Genomic DNA, 18,805 nt, shown 5'->3' on the forward strand with positions numbered 1-18,805 from the left:
CTTTCTCGGTCACTTGCTTGACCGCTTCGATCTTGAATTCTTCGGGGTAACGCTGACGACTCATGGCACCTCCTATTTGGGCCTCATTATGAGGCTTGGAGGTGTCTACGAAACCAGGGGCGATTCAACTTGGCCGCCGCTCTCCTGACCCAGCACCACTTCCACTGGGCGGAAACGACCTTGGTTTTCGGCCAGCATCACCAGATCACGTCTGCCGGTGCGGATGACTGCTTCGGCGGGCACTAGCAGTGCGGTATCGGTTTGCCCGGCTGGATGCAGGGTGACCTGGGCGGACATCCCCGGTCGCAGCCGGCCGTCGCGATTGGGTAGTTCGATACGCAGGCGCAAAGTACGGCTTTGCGGGTTGGCGTCTGCAAGCAAAGCGGTCAGCTTGCCTGGCACGGCTTCACCTGGATAGGCGGGTAAATGCGCCTGCACTGCCTGCCCCTCGTGCAGGCCCTGGGCCTGCGCCTCCGGCACTGCGGCTTCGAGCCAGACGTTGGCCACACCATTGATCCGCGCCAGGGTAGCCCCTGGCGCCAAGCTCATGCCCGGACGCAGGTCCAGCGTTTGGATCACCCCGGCGCTTGGTGCTAGTAGCGTGACAAGGTTCTGTACCTTGCCAATGCGCGCGACCCGCTCGATGAGCTCGGCAGGCATTCCGGCCAGCAATAGGCGTTGACGGGCTGCGGCCTGCAGTTCGCCATCGCCCAAGCGCCGCAGTGCCAGATACTCCTCCTGCAATCCTGCCCATTCAGGGGTCAAGACATCGGCCAGCGGTGCCCCCTTGGCCACGACATCCCCCGTGGCTCGGCCATAGGTGTGTTCGACGAATCCTGCGGTCCGTGCTTGCAGCACACTGAAATCTCGCTCGTCGAAGGCCAGCACACCACTAACCTGCAGCGTGCGTTCGAGGCGGCCTTGGCCCACTGTCGCGAGCCGCACGCCGAGGTTCTGCTGTATACCCGTGGTGATCTGTACCGCAGGCGCTGCTTGATCCTGTGTGCCATCGGCATATTTGGCGACCAATGGCATGTCCATGAAAGGTGACTTACCAGGTTCAGAGAAGTGCTGTTGAGGGTACATCGGGTCATACCAGTACAACGCTTTGCGTTGTTCTAGTGTCGGCGTTGGTCCACTTTGGGCCTGTTGAGCCAGCCAGTAGCCCGCACCACCGCCTATGGCCAGTGCTAGCGCTGCGATCAATCCTATAGACATAGGTTTCATGCCCGAACCTCTCCATATGCAAAGTGCAAGCGCGCCGCTGTCGCGGCTAATTGCCCTTGCAGGTCGATATCCTGTAGCCGGGCCTCGACCCGCTGGCGTCGTGCCGCAAGCACCTCACTTAATGTCGACTTTCCCGCCCGGTAGTCCGCCAGTGCTATGCGAACCCGGTCCTCGGCAAGAGGCAATAGGGTCTCTCGGCTACGGGTCACTGCCCGTTGCAGGCGCTGGTATTCCGCCAGATCTGTCTCCAACCGCTCGGTATGTTCACGCAGCGCAGCCTCTTGCTCGTCTTCCAGCTGGCGCACCTCAGCTTGCCGCGCAGCGATCGTTGGGTCTTGGCGAGAACCTGTGAACAGCGGCAACTGGAAACTGACTTGTACGCTGACCATGTTGCTAAAGTCCGGACCACGACGTTGGTAATCCAATTGCCAGCCCCAATCCGACTTTTTCTCGGCGACCGCCTGATGAACCTGTGCTTCGGCTTCACGGGTCTTGGCGCCGTAGGCCGCCAGTTCGGGATGCGCGTGCAGGGCGTGCAGGTATTCCGGCGCTTTCACTGGCCACTGCGGAAAAGCCGGAGCTTGTGCATTCACTTCCTGTCCGACCCAGCGCTTGAGTGCCGCTCTTGCCTGGGCCGCCTGGCTCATTAGCAGGTCCTTTTGTTCATCCAGCTGTGCTACTTCCTGGCTCGGCGCAAGCGCATCGGCCGATGAACCGCCCCCGCCGGCCAGACGAGCCCTCACGGCGGAAGCCAGCAGGCGGTTTTCCTTATAGAACTCATCGAACTGTTGCAGCTTGCGTTGCACTGTGTAGGCGGCCACCCAAGCCTGCGCCGTCGCCGCGCGCACCTTCAAACGCTCGAAGACAGCTTCGGCATCAGCGCGTTCGACTGTGGCCCGTGCTGTCTCGACCCGTGCTTTGCGCTTGTCGCGGTTGGGGACCTCTTGAGAAAGCCCGACCACTTGCATGGTCATGAAGTCTCGGTTGGTGCTCCAGCGATCGCTGCCCTCGATCGGTAGATTCTGTATCCCGAGGTTAAGCCGCGGATCGGGTAGTTCACCCGCTGGCACGACTGAGTGACGCGCCGCCGACACCTGCTCTTGACGCGCCTGAAGCGAAGGTGCGTTGTGCTCAGCCAGTTGCAGCGCATCATCCAGAGAAAGCGAAGCCGCCTGTGCCGATAGCATCGGTAGCAGGACTATGAGGGCAGCCGGAAGTATCCGTCCTGAAGTGAAACGTAGGGGAGTCATGACCATGATTCCTCGAAAAACCAGCGCACAGGCGCATGCCATCATTCGGCCGCCAAGGCAGAACAACGGGTGTGAGGTTTACGAAGGAATCAGGCGCGCGGAGGACGCCAGTGATCTGGCGGCGCTCGAGTTACCAGGCTTACGGCATAACCATCCGCAGGGGACGTAGTAGAGAAGGTCTGCTGGGGTTCGAGCAAGCTGACTTGGAGTGTGCTCGCGGTTCTACATTCTTGGCCGACTTTGCAGGCTTTTGAGGCGTGCTGGGAAGACGTCCCTTGGTCCTGGTCCTGACAACAGTCGTGATCCATGGCCGCCATCATTTCCATGCCCATAGCCTGCATCGGGCAGGGCTCAACGGGTGAGTCGACTCCCGCCATCCCGTTGAGGGGAAGCGAGAGAACCAGCAGAAGGATAGTGAGTAGTCGTACAAACCTGATCATAGTGGTCGAGTGTAGATTAAATCGATCAGCCCGGCATTGATGGAGGGCACGATCATTCATCGGCCGCTTCCTGGTGAGAAAGCAATGTGAGATTACCGTCTCACCGTTCTACGACGCACACCACATCCGTCCGTTGTGAGCTTCGACGATTGAACGGTTTATCGCAAGACTAAGTCCGGTGTTGAAGGGCCCTCCTTCCTGTCTTACCGGTCGCCCTGATAGAAGCGTTCGAAGATTTTGTTGGTGTGCTCTGGAACAATGGAAGATCTCATCACGGCCCCTAGGCGATCTTTAAGTAAACCCATGAGCACTACAACACAGTGGTATCTACATCGAATTCATTTCCATTTCCGGGCTTAAAGTACCTAGCCATGCAACGAGACAGAGAATAATTACAGCGGTCGAAAACTCGACTATCATGCTTCGACGCAAAGCGTTGATCGCAACAGAATAGTCTCCAGTTTCTATTGAGCGCGCTAAAAGCGGACTCAAATGGAAACGATTGAGGAAGGCTAACACGATCATTCCAGAAAATAGGAGTACTTTCAAAAAAAGCAGTTGGCCATATGTGCTGAGCATGATTTCATCGAGGTTCGGGCCAACGATGAACAGGTAGTTTACTACACCGGTAATGCTGATTGTCACGACAATCACTGCGCCGGCAGATTCAAAACCCGTCAATACACGAGCAAGAATCCTGGCCTCTTGTTCACCTTTCAGTGATTTCAGTCGCAGCAGCAATGCAAATGCTGCCAGTGCACCCAGCCATCCACCTGCAGCGAGAAGATGGAGTATATCGCTGATAAAGTGCCAAGAGCGACGGCTACCCTCATCCATAGCTCCGTGACCTGTCCACGCCAGAGTTGCTAGCGCGACAGCAGCAGAGGCGGTAACAACCCAGAGGCTGACTGTCGGAAGCCTCCTGTTCAATGTGACACCTATGATGGCCATCACCAGAGCCGCAATGCGGACCATCCATGTCAACCCAACATCAGTACCCATGATGACCATTTGAAAAATATGGTGATGCAGTTCCATGAATCCTGAAACACCGCTCATCGCTTTAGCAAGAACGCACATGGCAACAAGTGATAGTACTACCCCCAATACAGAAGCAGTATACAAAAGCGACTCAAAGTTTAAGACTGTGCCCGATAACCTTTCCTTTCCCCTGAGACTATACAGCCCGAAGATTGCCAAGCCGAACAACAGCATTAGGTCGAAATAAAGGGCGAAACGAACCACAATATTAATTGAGTCGCTCATTGCTTATTTCACTTTGAAAGAAAAATTACCAGTGATCGGATGGGTGTCGGAAGACACTGCCCGCCACTCAACTTTATAAGTGCCAGTAGTCAGCGGCGTAGCCGGGGTAATTACCATCGTCTTAGGGTCGGCACCGCCGGATACAGCAGCCTTCACGCCCATTGGCGAGTTTGGCATACCTGGCATGTCCGTCATTATGAGCTTTGCACCGGAAAACTGAGTTGCCAGGTTTTCTGAAAAGTGCATCTCAATTTTTGACGGTGCAGCTGTATCCGCGCCATCTACTGGACTGGAAGACAGAAGCTTTGGGTGCGCTTGAGCAACAGCACTCAGAAGCAAACCCGCAGTCAACGCAGCTGCTACGGTAGTGGTTTTGATGAATGACATGCAAGACTCCTCACAGCAAGAGCTGTTGGTTAGGATTTTGTTTGTACAGTTTCTGTTCTCTACTTTTCGATTCTTGTTAAAACACTGATGAACCGTCCGTAAGCCCTGTGTCGAGGTTCGGAGCGGATAAGAACCCTTCACGAAGATTCCAATGCCACAGTGCAACTCTAAGATGCCACATGAACGCAAACTGTTCGATTACATTTCCGTCAGCTTCGGCTGGGTGTCTGGCCGGCATATTGCCTCTTAATACACCATTCGCAGCCTGACCTAGCGCTTCCATCACCTGGCGCTTCCATTCAGGGAGTCTCACTCAAGCTGTTGGCAGCTGAATACTAGGGAGCTCGATATGGAACGCCGTTTTCCCATCAGTAGATGTACACCATATTTTCCCATCGTGCGCCTCGACGATAGATCGAGTGATTGACAGACCTAGCCCCGCATTGCTTGGGCTTCCTTCTCTACGAGCTGGATCCACACGATAAAATCGATCAAACAACCTCTCCAAATGTTGAGGTGCAATTGTGGTCCCAGGGTTTTCTACGACAATCACAGTAGACAACTCTTTTTGTTGAACATCAATAGTGATTGATTGTCCCTCAGGGGTGTAGCGCAGCGCATTGGAAAGTAGATTTGAGAGGGCTCTATGTAGCATTAGCACATCCCCCGTTGCACAACCTTTTCCAGATACTGCAAGACTGATGCCTCGATCCTCAGCGAGTAGGCGGTAGTACTCAATGAGTTTCTCCACAATCTCCAGAAGATTTATAGACTTGATCTCGTGCGTAATCAAGCCATTGTCGGACTTTGCCAGAAAAAGCATATCATCTATCATTCGCCCCATACGCTTAAATTCATCAAGGTTGGAGTATAGCGTGTCCTCATAGTCCTCGATATTTCGTTTCCTAGAAAGAACCACTTCAGTATGAGTCATCAGATTGCTCACTGGGGTTCGCAACTCATGAGCGATATCGGCGGAAAAGTTTGACAATCGAACAAAAGCGTCATCCAGTCGGGATAACATCGCGTTGAACGATAGCACCATTTGTTGAAGTTCTTTGGGTACAGGCGTTAAGGGAATACGTTCTTTAAGGGATTTTGCTGACATAGAGGTAGCGACTTCTGTTACCTGGCGAATGGGACGCAGGCCGTTGCTGGCGACCATCCAGCCGAGCGCGGCACTTACTAAAGCGCAGATCACTAACCCTATCAAAAACCATCGTTCAAGCGTTTCAAAGAAAGCCATATGTTGAGTGACATCGTCAACCAAGATAACTGTAAGTGGTTTATCCTGCCCCACTATGGATATTTGGGACGTCATACCTCGGTACATCTGTCTCTGGTCACTCCACTCCCAGAGATCTTTGTTTATACGCGTCCGGAATTTTTCCGGGACATTCACCGGGCCTGGGTCAGCAAATAGTAACTTTCCATCGCCATCAATTATCAGAGCAGTTAGGTCCCGATGGGCCCCAAGTAAAGCCTCAAGTTCAGGCTTGAATTCAGAAAATTGATTGATGCTGCTCATCCCTGTGAGAATCTTCTGCGAAGAGATGAGCTTTTCGTTCAACGCTTGTTGATCCAGCATCTTGAAATGATGTCGACTTAGATTGCTGAAACTCAGGCCGGCAACGGTGAGCACAGCTGTTACGGCAAGCATAAACATCAGGCTCATACGAGTGGTCAAAGACATCCGCTTCATTCTGACTCCGAGTCTGGTGCGTCGAGCATGTAGCCCATACCTCGCGAGGTATGAATCAGCTTGACTTCAAAATCATCATCAATTTTTGCCCGCAGTCTCCTTACCGCAACCTCTATCACGTTACTGTCACTGTCAAAATTCATGTCCCAGACTTGGGAGGCAATCAGCGATTTGGGAAGCACCTCACCGCGACGGCGCAATAGCAGCTCAAGTAGGGCAAACTCTTTTGCGGTAAGGTCTATACGTTTCCCACTGCGAATAGCCCTGCGCTTGAGTAGGTCGACCTCAAGATCTGCCAGTTTCATGTGCGTCTGGGACGGAGCGCTGCAGCCTCGGCGTAATAAGGTTCGAACACGAGCTAGTAATTCGGAGAATGCAAAGGGTTTAATCAGGTAGTCATCGGCTCCGAGCTCAAGCCCTTTCACGCGATCTTCAACGCGATCTCGTGCTGTCAGAAATAGTACGGGAACGTCCTTTCCGGATGCGCGTACCTTCTGCAACACCTCCCAACCGTCCATGCCTGGCATCATGACATCAAGAATCAGTAAGTCATATGCCTCGCTCAGGGCGTACTGAAGGGCTACCTTGCCATTGGTAAAACGGTCAACATTGAACCCCGCCTCAGTCAGGCCCTGCTGCAGATAGGTACCTATTTTGGGCTCGTCTTCGGCAACCAGAAGTCTCATGGGCACGGCTCTCAAATAGTTATGACTGGGAGTCTGCAACGAAAAATGTCAGCTAACCAGTAGCTGACAGAAAAGTAATGCTGGATTCAGGTAAATGTCAGCTAGCTCTGTCTAGGGTTCAGCGAGTAGCGCTGTCGAGTGCTCGAATTGGTTCTTCATATAACCCATTGATGCCGCTCAATAAAATCTATCAGGAGTTCCCGTCATGAACCCCATAAGAACTTTGCTTTTTGTATCTTCAATCCTCATCTCGGCCTCGACGCTGGCTGAAAGTGGCGGTGATCGAGTGATGCAACGAATGGAAAGTATGCGCGCCAGGGCGGAAGCCACCCTGCAGCAAGCTGAAAAAGCCCCAGAGGGGCAGCGTCATATACATATGAGCGAACACATGAAAATGCTCGGTGAGCTTATGGAACAGCTCCACAAAGATCACCCCGCTGCCTCTATGTCGCCTCAAGAGCACCTGGCCTGGATGGAGAAGCATGACAAGATAGTCGATGATGTCCTGAATCAAATGCAGCGTGAACACAAATTGATGATGTCAGAAAATCATCAATAAGCCCATATATTCAATGTGTTTTTCAAAGCAAAGCTTCGATGCAGCTTTACCACAATGTTTTTTTCGTTTGGGTAGCTGACAAGAATGTATTCTTCATGTCATGAAAATGGCAGCTTACTAGCTGTACAATCGCCAGGTACCACTCTGCTCTCGCTCGAGGTCACCATGAACGCTAAGCTTGCTATTCCACTCATCGCAGCAGCAACTCTGTCTTTCGGCGCTGCGGCTATGGCCAGTGAAGGTCATGGAAAGGAGGACATTGGTCAACCTGGGACGAAGTCTCAAGTTACCCGCACGGTTGAAGTAAAAATGGGCGATGTGTTTTTTGATGCTAAAGCTATTGATGTAAAACCGGGGGAAACGATCCGCTTTATTTTACGCAACGAAGGTTCTCTTCTGCATGAGTTCAACATCGGTAAAGCGGATTCCCACGCCGCACATCAGGCTGAGATGGCGGCCATGTTTCAGAATGGCACGCTAAGCTCTACTGGCGTAGGTCAGGATATGAGCACTATGGAACACACTATGGGAGGCATGAAGATGGTTGGGATGGAGCATAACGATCCCAACAGTGTTCTGATCGAGCCGCGCACAACCCAGGAGTTGATCTGGACGTTTAACAAAAGCACAGGACTAGAGTTTGCCTGCAATGTACCAGGTCACTATCAGTCGGGAATGGTAGGTAAATTTGAAGTGAAATAGTGGTGCCCTTAAGTCGTCATGATCACAATCACTCTGACTCTGGAGTTCCCGTAGGGATTCTCCGATCAGGTCAGCGCAAACCGTCCGAACCGCACGGAAATCGCCCTCCGTTCAGCTTCCACAGTAAGCCTTGTCCATGAGGCAACTGAGCTTTTCGGATTTAGAGCACGCAAGCAAACGCTTCATGAGCGTTTGCTTGCTGAGATAGAGCCGATCGTGCCGCGGATCGAACTGGTGGCGTTGGTCGAGCCGCATTATCCAAAGGTCGGAGGTCGTAAGTCTTACTCATTGGAATCGATGCCGCGGATTCACTTGCTGCAGAACGGCTTTTCGCTGAGAGCTCCGGCGATGGAAGAAGCGTTGCACGAGATCACCTTGATGGGCCGGCTGGCTCGACTCACGCTCAGCGCGCCGATTCCTGAAGACATCACGATCATGAATTTCCGAGACCTTTTGAAAGGTATCAGTTCGCGGCAGGTTCCTGGACACCAGGCCAAGGCACAGGTGTATGCGAAGGTGAAGCAGCCGTAGCGCACAAGAACCAGGGCAAAGCTATGGTTTTGAGCCTCATGACGCCTGCGAAAATCTGCCCAGTGACGTCGCGACGTTGCTCGTAGCGCGCGCGGTTCAAATTGCTTTGGTTTCCCTAGGCTCATTTCGATCCCTGACAAAAACGTAATCCTCTCCTAAGGTTTCTGACAGGGGCGCAGTCCTACAGTTACATCACCCCCAAGAATCATGGTCTGGAATGGATTCAGTGGGGCGGCAAAAACTCATCTGAGGATCCCCAAAATGAAATCCATCAAAGCTTTGCTTGTCATTGGCGCCCTGACCCTGTCCTCTCTGGCTATGGCTGAGGGAGGTGGTGATCGTACGTTCGCACGCATGGAAGCGGCAAGGAAGGACTCAATGGAATCGTATCAAGTTGCTCAGAAGCAAGGCACACAATCTCCTGCTGTCGAAAGCAAAGACAAGTCGGTCGAGCATGCCAAGTGCTGATGACTCGTGCACTCGAAAGCTGACAGAAATGTAATCCCTGTGATGGTTCAATTGTGGCACCGTTTGAGCTCGCTGGCCGTGTCAATTCCTGAGTGACGGCCAGCGAAGCTCATCTGGGCCAAGCATCAGCGCCCACGAGAGTGCTTTCAACCTGTATGAGTAATACACGTTGTTTCGCACAGCTTCCCTTTTGACTGATTGGACGAAAACTGCATGAACTCCAAAACCTCTAGGCGGACATTCGTGAAAGGCTTAGCCGCAGGTGGCATTCTTGGCGGTCTGGGTTTGTGGCGCACCCCAGTTTGGGCCGTGGCAAGCCCGGGCTTTCCAAGCGTGCTAACTGGCAACGAGTTTGATCTGTTTATTGGTGAAACCCCTGTAAACATCACTGGCTCAGCACGTACCGCAATGACCATTAATGGCACATTGCCGGGGCCGCTGCTTCGCTGGCGTGAAGGGGAGACCGTTACGCTGCGTGTGAAAAACCGTCTCGATGAAGACACCTCTATCCATTGGCATGGAATCATCCTGCCGGCCAATATGGATGGGGTGCCGGGACTGAGTTTTCACGGTATTGCTCCTGATGGCATGTACGAGTACAAATTTAAGGTTCACCAGAACGGGACGTACTGGTACCACAGCCACTCAGGCCTGCAGGAGCAAGCGGGTGTTTACGGACCAATCGTAATCGACTCGAAAGAGCCAGAGCCTTTCAAGTACGACCGCGATTATGTGGTGATGCTAACTGACTGGACGGATGAAGCCCCTAGTCGTGTAATGGCCAAGCTCAAGAAGCAGTCCGGCTACTACAATCACCATAAACGTACCGTTGGTGACTTCATCAACGACGTCAGCGACAAAGGCTGGGCCGCGACAATAGCTGATAGGAAGATGTGGGCTGAAATGAACATGAGCCCAACTGACCTCGGTGATGTCAGCGCAGATACATACACTTACCTTATGAATGGCCAGGCTCCTAATAGCAACTGGACTGGTATTTTCAAGCCAGGAGAGAAGCTGCGATTGCGCTTCATCAACGGCTCTGCCATGAGCTATTTCGATGTTCGCATCCCAGGCCTGAAAATGACGGTAGTGGCTGCCGATGGTCAGTATGTCAAGCCAGTCAGCGTCGATGAATTCCGCATAGCAGTGGCAGAAACTTATGACGTAATTGTGGAGCCAGCCACTGAGGAAGCTTACACAATTTTCGCTCAATCCATGGACCGAACCGGCTATGCCCGCGGGACTTTGGCCGTACGCGAAGGACTGAAGTCATCAATTCCAGCAATTGACCCACGACCTATCATCACTATGGATGACATGGGGATGGGCGGTATGGCAGGCATGGACCATGGGGGCATGGCTGGCATGGGAGGTGATGGCATGTCTGGTATGGCCGGCATGGATCACAGCAAGATGACGGGTATGTCCTCAAGCGATATGACCGGCATGGGCGGTGGCGACATGCCTAACATGGCCGGTATGGACCATAGCAAGATGGCAGGCATGGACAAAGCTGACATGCCCACGATGGCCGGCATGGATCACAGCAAGATGGCTGGGATGGACCATAGTGGCATGCCAGGAATGGCTGGCATGGGGGCGGAGATGCAGAGTCACCCATCGTCAGAAACCAACAACCCATTGGTTGATATGCAAGCCATGACTCCAGCACCGAAGTTAAACGATCCTGGAATCGGGTTGCGGAATAATGGTCGTCGTGTGCTTACTTATTCTGACTTGCGGAGTACGTTCCAAGATCCTGATGGTCGCGAGCCTAATCGCACCATCGAGTTGCATTTGACCGGCCACATGGAGAAGTTTTCGTGGTCTTTTAACGGTATCAAATTCTCTGATGCCGAGCCGCTTCGCCTCAAGTACGGTGAGCGCCTTCGTATCACACTGGTGAATGACACTATGATGACCCACCCCATCCACCTCCACGGTATGTGGAGTGACTTGGAGGATGAGAACGGTCAGTTTATGGTGCGCAAGCACACGATCGATATGCCACCAGGAACCAAACGCAGCTATCGCGTCACGGCCGATGCCCTAGGACGCTGGGCTTACCACTGCCACCTGCTTTTCCATATGGAAATGGGCATGTTCCGTGAAGTTCGGGTCGATGAGTAAAGGAGACGATCTGTGAGCAAATACCCGAATCGTAAATCCTTGGTGAGTTACGCCTTAGCCATCGGCTTGTTGGGTGCTGTTTCGTCTGTGGTACTGGCGGCAGAGGTGATTGGCGATAGCATTCTTACGGCAAGTGCGGTCGCAACCAGCGAGCCGGGAACCAAAACAAGCGGATATGAACCTGTTCACGGTTCTATGGATCACAGGAAAATGAGCCATGAGTCGGTGGATCATGACCCAAAAATCAAAAGGGCAGATTGAGATCATGACCAACAAATTTTTACGGCCGACCCTTGTGGCGCTGGCTGTTTCTGTCAGTCCTGCATTCTTGGGCATTGCACATGCGGCCGAAGAAATGGAGCATTCGAAGGCAATGCCATCAGCTAAGGACTCAAATCCATCGACAATGTCACAGATTGAGCCAACCAAATCTAAAGACAGTCCTATGGATCACTCCAAGATGGATCACGGTTCAATGGGCACCATGGATCACAGCATGATGAACATGGGCGACGGACAAATGGACGGGATGGAGAGTATGGGCGGAGGGGCTGCCACGACCAGTCGAACCCCTATCCCGGTGCTTACCGATACTGATCGCGCCGCAGCCTTTCCACCGGTGGCCGGGCATGGCGTTCACGATAAGAGCTTAAACTCGTTTATTTTGCTTGATAAGCTTGAGTATCAGGATGCGGACAATGGAAGCGCTTTGGCTTGGGATGCCAAGGGGTGGGTTGGTGGTGATATTGATCGTTTATGGCTGCGCTCCGAAGGCGAGCGCACCAATGGCGTAACAGAAAGTGCTGAACTCCAGGCGCTCTGGGGGCATGCGATCAGTCCGTGGTGGGATGTCGTCACTGGCGTTCGCCAAGATTTCAAACCTGGCTCGCCGCAGACCTGGGGAGCCCTGGGTATTCAGGGTATGGCTCTCTATAACTTTGAAGCCGAAGCAACAGCTTTCATCGGCGAAAATGGCCAAACCGCGGCTCGGTTTGAAGGTGATTATGACATTCTGCTCACCAACCGCCTAATCTTGCAACCAACGTTTGAAGCGAACCTCTATGGGAAGAACGACCCACAGCGCGGTATTGGTTCCGGGTTAGCTAACACCGAAGTAGGCCTACGATTGCGCTACGAACTTATCCGTGAATTCGCCCCCTATATTGGCATCTCCTGGAATCGTTCTTACGGGAAGACTGCCGATTTGGCCAGTGATGAAGGAGAAAATACCAATGAAGCTAGATTTGTAGTTGGTGTTAGAATGTGGTTTTGAGCCAAAGATATAGCTTGTTCCAATCTACTTAATACTTGGTTCAAAAGTGAGGCTTCGTAAAGAGTTCGCAGAACCACGAAGCCCCTTTACGGTAAGAGAGCTGATCATGCAAAACAGAGTAAAACTGCGAACCTTAGGCATTGCGACATTTGCAGCCTTGTTTATTGGCACCGCAGCGTATGCTACAGACCCCATGAAAATTGATGTTTATCGTGATGCAAACTGCGGTTGCTGCAAAAAATGGGTTCAATACTTGAAAGACAGCGGACTTACCGTAGTCGATCATGTCGAAATGGATATGAGTTCGACTAAGCAGAAGTTTGGCGTTCCCCCCAGGCTTTCGTCGTGCCATACCGCAGTCATTAATGGGAAGTTTGTTGAGGGCCATGTGCCAGTCGAGCAGATTTTCACGATCAGCAATCGCGATGATCTAATGGGGATTGCAGCGCCGGGCATGCCGGCAGGTTCTCCTGGGATGGAAGTTGGTGGGAAGCGAGACGCCTATCAGATTATTGGTTTGACCAAGACAGGAATCGATGAGGTGATTATGGACTACCCAGCTATTTGAATATTGTGAGCTGCGCCCTCGTAAAGCCATGGCGTAGGGCGCTCGTATTTCATCAGCACGTTAAATTCAAATTCCTGTGATGCTTAATGAGCAGATTTCTTTTAGTTAGGGCGCATTCATAATGCTCTAGGCTCAGAAAAAACTCAACACATCTTTCAGCTCGTATGTCTATGCTATTTGTAATCAGTGTCATTTTCTCGATATGAATCGCCAGCTAAATTGCTCAGTATTCTAGTCGCAACGTGCTATGTCGATTGTAAATGGCAAGCAATTGCTAGCTGATTCTTAAGCCGGATAAAAAAGGCGCCTTAAGGGCGCCTAAACCGTCTCCAAACTAAAGGAGTAACAAGGGGACGGGTGTACTTGAAAAACAAACGCCGAAGATCGGTAACCGATGGCTACTATAGCAGCTGCAATGGATATTCGATGATTAGACGGACCTCATTCAAATCTGACTCGAAGTCTGTTGCCCGAGTCGTTGCCTGGCGAACACGGAATGACATGTCCTTCAAAGAACCTGATTGAACGACGTACTTCGCTTCAATGTCTCGCTCCCAGCGCTTTTGATCTCGCAGAGGATCACCATCTTCGCCCCTTCGCATATAGATACTGTTTGCATTCGAATAGTCCGCATCCCAGCCCTTAGCGTAGCGAGTCATGAAGCTCAGGCCAGGTATGCCGAAAGCTTGCATGTCCAAGTCATAACGTAGCTGCAGCGATTGCTCTTTAGGGGAGTTAAAGTCGCTGTACTGGATGGAGTTATCCAGAAAAATGGAGTCTGACTGACGTAAGTAATCAAAATCATCATTACCATTGTTCCGTTGATATCCAACGCTCACTGTGTGAGCGCCAAACTTGATTCCGGCCTTACCACTCCAGATATTGTTATCGAAACTACCCAGTAGCTTTTTCCCCTCATCGACAGCCCGGTAGTAATTCAACCCACCTATCAGCGTCATGTTTTCCGAGAGCGGATAGCTCAAAGTGGTGCCCGCGTAGTACTGGTTCCAGACATCTTTGAATTGGCTAGTGTAAAGGCTTACGCCGAGATGCTCGTTGACAGTGTAATCACCGCCCAAGTAGGCAATCCAAGGCGCATCAACTGCCCCGGCATAGAAGGTTGCGAAGCCGTCACGCATACTACTGGAGTTGGGTTGGCTCATAGCATGTAGACGCCCACCCTGAAGGCTGAGGTCTTTGATGCTGGTATTTGTAAACGTTATACCTCGAAAGCTTTCCGGTAGCAATCGAGAGTCTCCGTATGCAACAACAGGTGTAGACGGGAACACATCGCCGACCCTGACAATTGTATCCAGAAAACTAGCCTTTGCGGCCCCGCCTACTTTCGAGTAGGTATCTTCTGGCTGGCCTTTGCTATTATAGGGCATTACATCTATCGAACTACGAGCTCCGGAGCGCCCATCACCAGAGTCTAGCTTGATTCCCTGCATTGCAAACAAGTCGACACCTAAACCTACGGTGCCTTGAGTGAACCCTGACTCGAATCGCCCAATTATGGCGTGAGCCCATTCTTCGGCATAGCCGTTTCCGGTAGGGCTGGAATGCCCCTTACGATAATCTCGATTGATATAGAAGTTTCGGTTGAGCACATTGATAGAGCTCCCCTCGATAAATCCATCCGGTTTTTGCTCCGCCGCCACTGCGACTTGCCCGATGCTCATTCCAAGGGCAATCAAAGAAAGGCCATAAATACTTTTATTATTCATTTAACACTCCAGGCTTCAGCTTGGCAGAGCTTCAATGTGAATTGCTTTCTTGTCATTATAGAAATCACAGGCACGCAGCAAGTGCTAACGTGTCGGCAGCCATGATTTCGCATGAAGCATAACCCCGGAGTGACCTGAAAATTACTTTTATGTCAGTATAATGAAAGCTTTCCTCGTAGGGCTAAAATAACAAAGAGTCAGTTGTGCTTTTACGGGCTAGCCTCCGTGCGGGCAATCGCTACCCATAACCCGATACTCTACTGTATTGAGCTTGCCGCTTGAGTCTTCATAAGTCATGCGAGAGGGAGCGACGCTACAGTTCTTATTGGCTTGTGTGACGCTAACAATTTTTTTGATATCAAGATCCATGCCGTACTTATAGTGAACGACTTCAGGAGCGGCCTTGCCATTTCTTACAGCGTACTGCTCCATGGCCCTTTGGTTTTCCTGAATCATTCGGCCATATACACGATCTCCTCCACCCTCTGCAACTGCTAAAGATGAGATGGCACTCAAAACTGAAAAAACGGCAAATGCCTTAATTACATTCATGATTTTCTCCAAAAGCTTACTCATTCCTAGCTATAGGGTAGCGTTATACACCTTTCAGAAAGCTGCCATGGAGATTACTTGTTCGTCAGGAATCTCAAGAGATTCTGAGGTCATGTAGATAGCGGGTTTGGGGGCTTTGCGAAACCTGCAGTTGCTTTTAAACACGCTACGTGGACTACCAGGCCTGCCAAGGCGCTGGTGAAACAGCAGCTGGGGAGTGATTGCCGGCGTATTGTTCGTGTTGCCTTCGCTGTTCATTGTGATCGAACCTGGCACGCCTGGAAGTGGGAGGCCAGCCTTCCGAGGTATCGGTATCGAGCTGTAGGTTCACAAAATAGGTGATAGGCCAGGCCTCGTGAAATGGGAAGCTTGGCCATTTTTTTGTGAAGTGAAGGGGGGTTTTTCACAAAAAAGCTGAGAAGACCCTACCCACATCTCACAAAAGCTGAGTAGCCCCCCACCAGCTGACCGACATGAGCGCTTCTTTGGAGCGGCTGCAGAAAGGTTTGCGAGGACCATCCAAAACAAATTGCGGATTCCACGACACTTGGACACTCAGCCCACGATCATTTGGACACTCGTTCCACGCTCACTTGGACACCTAATCCACGTCCACTTGGACAGGCAGTCGGAGCGCAGCGACGCAGGTTTGCATTGTTAGTCTGAAGTCCCTGTCGTCGTCAATTTCGTTGCGCGCCTGCGCATCGATTCGCCCTTCAGTTCGATCCGGTAAGCGTTGTGCACCAGCCGATCGAGGATCGCGTCGCCCAAGGTCGGATCGCCGATCAGTGCGTGCCACTTGTCTACCGGCATCTGGCTGGTCACCAGCGTCGAGCGGTTGCCGTAGCGGTCGTCCAGCAGTTCGAGCATGTCGCGCCGTTGTGCGGCGGTAAACGGCGCCAGGCCCCAGTCGTCCAGGATCAGCAAGTCGGTCTTGGCATAACCCGCCATCAGTTTCGCGAAGCGCCCATCGCCGTGGGCTAGGCCCAGCTCTTCCATCAAGCGCGGCAGGCGCAGATAGCGCACGCTGTAGCCGTCGCGGCAGGCCTTGTGGGCCAGCGCGCAGGCGAGCCAGGTTTTGCCTACGCCGGTTGGGCCGCCGATGATCAGGTTCAGGCCGTCGCGCAGCCACTGGCCGCTGCCCAGTTGCAGGATCAGCGCCTTGTTGGATGTAGCGTCCAGCGATTACGGTCAGCTCTGGCCGCAGTATGGCTACGAGCCGTGGTCTGCTGAAGTGGAGGTCTTCCATAACCCTATGGCACTACATCCGGTGCCTAACGAGCTGATACCAGAAGTCACCCACTGGAGAGAAGTGAATGGAAGAGTCGAGTGCGAATCTTTCTATGATGTATCAATACTCCGATCCAGGACACTCGTCCTGAGTGCTAACGCTAAGGTTCCGTCACTTGATGAGTTACTGACAGCAGCCAGTCCTCCCGAGCTCTGACGGCGACGGGGTGGATGCATCTTTGCCACGCAGGTAGATGAGGATTACTCAGCAAGCTACCCAGTAAGGGAAGGACATGAGCCCCCTGCGCAATCCACAACCGTTGAAGCGTCAGCTCTCTTCGGGTAAAAGAGTGACCTTCTTACAACGTTACAACAGTGTCATCCTCGAAAGCATAGGAAGAGAAATGTCGACCCAAGGACTAAACCGATTCATCGGAGGCAAGATTCACGCCGTGATAATGATGGCCCTACTAAAGCGGGAAATGATACGCCTCGGCATATGCACCGTCATGGCACTTGTTCTGAATGCGATCTTGTATACCGGCGTTGAAATAGACGGCACCATCAAGCCGTGGGCAGAAACGCCGATAAAACTATTCGCATAATCAATGTTATTCGCCTTCATTATTAAGGCTTTTCTGCCACTTCTTGGGTGGACAATTCTGAAAGCAGTTCTACTGAGTGCGAATAATGCTTTCAGCGGTATCCTGAGTTTTTTGGGAAACCAGTTCACAGGGGTCATGTACTGCACTGGAATCATCCTGTGATCTGTCACGTTTAAGCAGTATATGATTTCTGGGGTTTTAGATTCAGAAATGGTTTCCCTGTCCGCAATCGTATTTTCTTCCGGGATTTTATATTTCTATGTGCTGCAATGCGCCATTCAAAAAACAATGAGTCCAGCTCTGCGTACACCAGCAGTACCGCGTTCAACCACTAGGCTGTGACTATTCCGCCTCTGGCGCTCAGTAGACGCTCGATCTGCTGAACTCTTACCCATGCATACGTAGCCGTTAATGGCCAGGCTCGCCTTCGACTTTATGAAGAAGGCGAGCATCCGCGTGCTTGATTGCCTACCTCATTTGTTGGGTGAGGAATCAGTACTGCGGATCGCAAACAGAAACCCCAAGCGCGCATGCGACGGGAGTATACAGCCGATTTTCGGTACCTAGAGAGCTTGGCAATTATCGCTTTTCAAGCACATACCCTACGCCCCGAAGCGTATGTATCAGCTTGGTCTCGAAAGGGTCATCTATCTTGGCTCTGAGTCTTCGAATCGACACCTCTACAACGTTTGTATCACAGTCAAAGTTCATATCCCAAACCTGCGAGATAATCTGTGTACGGCTCAGTACTACGCCACTATTACGCATCAGATAATGCAATAATGCGAATTCTTTCGTAGTCAAATCAATGCGCTGGCCATCCCTGAAGGCTCTGTGCCGGCTCTGATCAAGCTCCAGGTCAGCCACGCGAATAACCTCTGCTGATGCGGGGTGATCTGACCTGCGCATCAAAGCGCGAACCCGGGCCAGCAGCTCAGGGAATTCGAATGGTTTGATCAGGTAGTCATCTGCGCCGTTCTCTAGCCCTCGGACCTTATCCGCCAGCCGGCTTCTCGCCGTCAGCATCATGATGCGGGAAGGGCAATTTTTGCGGCGCAATAACTCAAGAACCTGCCAACCATCCATCTCTGGGAGGTTTATATCGAGAATAATCAGCTCGTATTCGTGCTGCTTGGCCAAGAATAATCCATCTGAGCCGGTGTGGACGCAATCTACGACATAGCCACACTCCGTCAGACCTTGACGCACATACTCCGCAGTTTTTACTTCATCCTCAATTACCAGAATTCGCATGGGATTTTGTCTCGATATCACTGAGCAATTAACCGCGCACGCGCGCCGGCATTATTGAAAGGGATGGTAAATCAAAATGAGCGTGCCGGGGCTCAAATGACGGATTTGTAATTTCTAGGGATGCTCCGATCAACTTGTCGTGCAGCCGCGGCAAGTTGCAATTTTCCAGGCACCTACAGCGTCATTGGACGAAAAGTGACCGAAAAATCATGTACGGAGAGCTTTTTCGACCGGTTCTCCGTGTT

The 18,805-nt window shown here is 51.9% G+C and carries 15 protein-coding genes and 4 pseudogenes; 9 read left to right on the forward strand and 10 right to left on the reverse strand.

Annotation, left to right across the window (positions count from 1 at the left end; all coding sequences use genetic code 11):
* Positions 1-126: 126 nt before the first annotated feature.
* The 6 genes and pseudogenes from WM94_RS21810 to WM94_RS21835 form a co-directional block, all read right to left on the reverse strand.
* Positions 127-1,227 (reverse strand): annotated as a pseudogene (locus WM94_RS21810) (efflux RND transporter periplasmic adaptor subunit); the annotation flags it as partial.
* A complete protein-coding gene (locus WM94_RS21815) occupies positions 1,224-2,477 on the reverse strand; it encodes a TolC family protein (RefSeq protein ID WP_004574060.1) in 1,254 nt (417 codons plus the stop codon). The gene WM94_RS21815 and the pseudogene WM94_RS21810, both read right to left, overlap by 4 nt.
* 767 nt (positions 2,478-3,244) lie before the next feature.
* Positions 3,245-4,183, reverse strand: a complete 939-nt coding sequence (gene copD, locus WM94_RS21825; RefSeq protein WP_004574063.1) for a copper homeostasis membrane protein CopD — start codon at positions 4,181-4,183, stop codon at positions 3,245-3,247.
* A gap of 3 nt (positions 4,184-4,186) precedes the next feature.
* Positions 4,187-4,570 carry a copper homeostasis periplasmic binding protein CopC gene (gene copC, locus WM94_RS29510; protein WP_004574065.1) on the reverse strand — a complete coding sequence of 128 codons (384 nt, stop codon included), beginning with the start codon at positions 4,568-4,570 and terminating at the stop codon, positions 4,187-4,189.
* 313 nt (positions 4,571-4,883) lie between these two features.
* Positions 4,884-6,263 carry a heavy metal sensor histidine kinase gene (locus tag WM94_RS21830; protein WP_004574067.1) on the reverse strand — a complete coding sequence of 460 codons (1,380 nt, stop codon included), beginning with the start codon at positions 6,261-6,263 and terminating at the stop codon, positions 4,884-4,886.
* Positions 6,264-6,268: 5 nt separating this feature from the next.
* Positions 6,269-6,958, reverse strand: coding sequence for a heavy metal response regulator transcription factor (locus tag WM94_RS21835; RefSeq protein WP_004574069.1), 690 nt, complete (start codon positions 6,956-6,958; stop codon positions 6,269-6,271).
* Between the two features lie 205 nt (positions 6,959-7,163).
* Here WM94_RS21835 and WM94_RS21840 point away from each other — a divergent pair, with 205 nt between their 5' ends.
* From WM94_RS21840 to WM94_RS21870, 8 genes and pseudogenes are all read left to right on the forward strand, one after another.
* Positions 7,164-7,517: a co-regulatory protein PtrA N-terminal domain-containing protein gene (locus WM94_RS21840; protein WP_004574071.1), complete on the forward strand. Its 354-nt coding sequence runs from the start codon at positions 7,164-7,166 to the stop codon at positions 7,515-7,517.
* A gap of 165 nt (positions 7,518-7,682) precedes the next feature.
* Positions 7,683-8,219, forward strand: a complete 537-nt coding sequence (locus WM94_RS21845; RefSeq protein ID WP_061552106.1) for a plastocyanin/azurin family copper-binding protein — start codon at positions 7,683-7,685, stop codon at positions 8,217-8,219.
* A gap of 136 nt (positions 8,220-8,355) precedes the next feature.
* Positions 8,356-8,678 (forward strand): annotated as a pseudogene (locus WM94_RS21850) (transposase); the annotation flags it as partial.
* 333 nt (positions 8,679-9,011) lie between these two features.
* On the forward strand, positions 9,012-9,218 hold the full coding sequence (locus WM94_RS21855; protein ID WP_004576076.1) for a co-regulatory protein PtrA N-terminal domain-containing protein: 207 nt from the start codon (positions 9,012-9,014) through the stop codon (positions 9,216-9,218).
* Between the two features lie 213 nt (positions 9,219-9,431).
* Positions 9,432-11,351, forward strand: coding sequence for a copper resistance system multicopper oxidase (locus WM94_RS21860; protein ID WP_028700056.1), 1,920 nt, complete (start codon positions 9,432-9,434; stop codon positions 11,349-11,351).
* 12 nt (positions 11,352-11,363) lie between these two features.
* Positions 11,364-11,612: a hypothetical protein gene (locus WM94_RS30240; RefSeq protein WP_156485995.1), complete on the forward strand. Its 249-nt coding sequence runs from the start codon at positions 11,364-11,366 to the stop codon at positions 11,610-11,612.
* Positions 11,584-12,624: a copper resistance protein B gene (locus WM94_RS21865; RefSeq protein WP_028700055.1), complete on the forward strand. Its 1,041-nt coding sequence runs from the start codon at positions 11,584-11,586 to the stop codon at positions 12,622-12,624. The genes WM94_RS30240 and WM94_RS21865 overlap by 29 nt, the downstream gene beginning before the upstream one ends.
* A 106-nt stretch (positions 12,625-12,730) precedes the next feature.
* Complete coding sequence (locus WM94_RS21870; RefSeq protein WP_004576073.1) at positions 12,731-13,192, forward strand: DUF411 domain-containing protein; 462 nt, start codon at positions 12,731-12,733, stop codon at positions 13,190-13,192.
* A gap of 401 nt (positions 13,193-13,593) precedes the next feature.
* Here the strand turns inward: WM94_RS21870 and WM94_RS21875 are convergent, their stop codons facing one another.
* The 3 genes and pseudogenes from WM94_RS21875 to istB all read right to left on the reverse strand — a co-directional run.
* On the reverse strand, positions 13,594-14,919 hold the full coding sequence (locus WM94_RS21875) for an OprD family porin (RefSeq protein ID WP_004576072.1): 1,326 nt from the start codon (positions 14,917-14,919) through the stop codon (positions 13,594-13,596).
* A gap of 216 nt (positions 14,920-15,135) precedes the next feature.
* Positions 15,136-15,471 carry a DUF2790 domain-containing protein gene (locus WM94_RS21880; protein WP_028700053.1) on the reverse strand — a complete coding sequence of 112 codons (336 nt, stop codon included), beginning with the start codon at positions 15,469-15,471 and terminating at the stop codon, positions 15,136-15,138.
* 657 nt (positions 15,472-16,128) lie between these two features.
* Positions 16,129-16,638, reverse strand: a pseudogene (gene istB, locus WM94_RS29515) (IS21-like element ISPre4 family helper ATPase IstB); the annotation flags it as partial.
* Between the two features lie 467 nt (positions 16,639-17,105).
* On the opposite strand from istB, the pseudogene WM94_RS31210 reads away from it, so the two are divergent.
* Positions 17,106-17,648: pseudogene (locus WM94_RS31210) on the forward strand (hypothetical protein).
* 237 nt (positions 17,649-17,885) lie between these two features.
* Here the strand turns inward: WM94_RS31210 and WM94_RS21895 are convergent.
* Entirely contained in the window at positions 17,886-18,560 is a 675-nt protein-coding gene (locus tag WM94_RS21895; protein WP_042132657.1) for a heavy metal response regulator transcription factor, read from the reverse strand.
* Positions 18,561-18,805: the final 245 nt, after the last annotated feature.

The sequence above is a fragment of the Pseudomonas sp. ABFPK genome (assembly GCF_001586765.1).
Lineage (GTDB): Bacteria > Pseudomonadota > Gammaproteobacteria > Pseudomonadales > Pseudomonadaceae > Aquipseudomonas > Aquipseudomonas asiatica.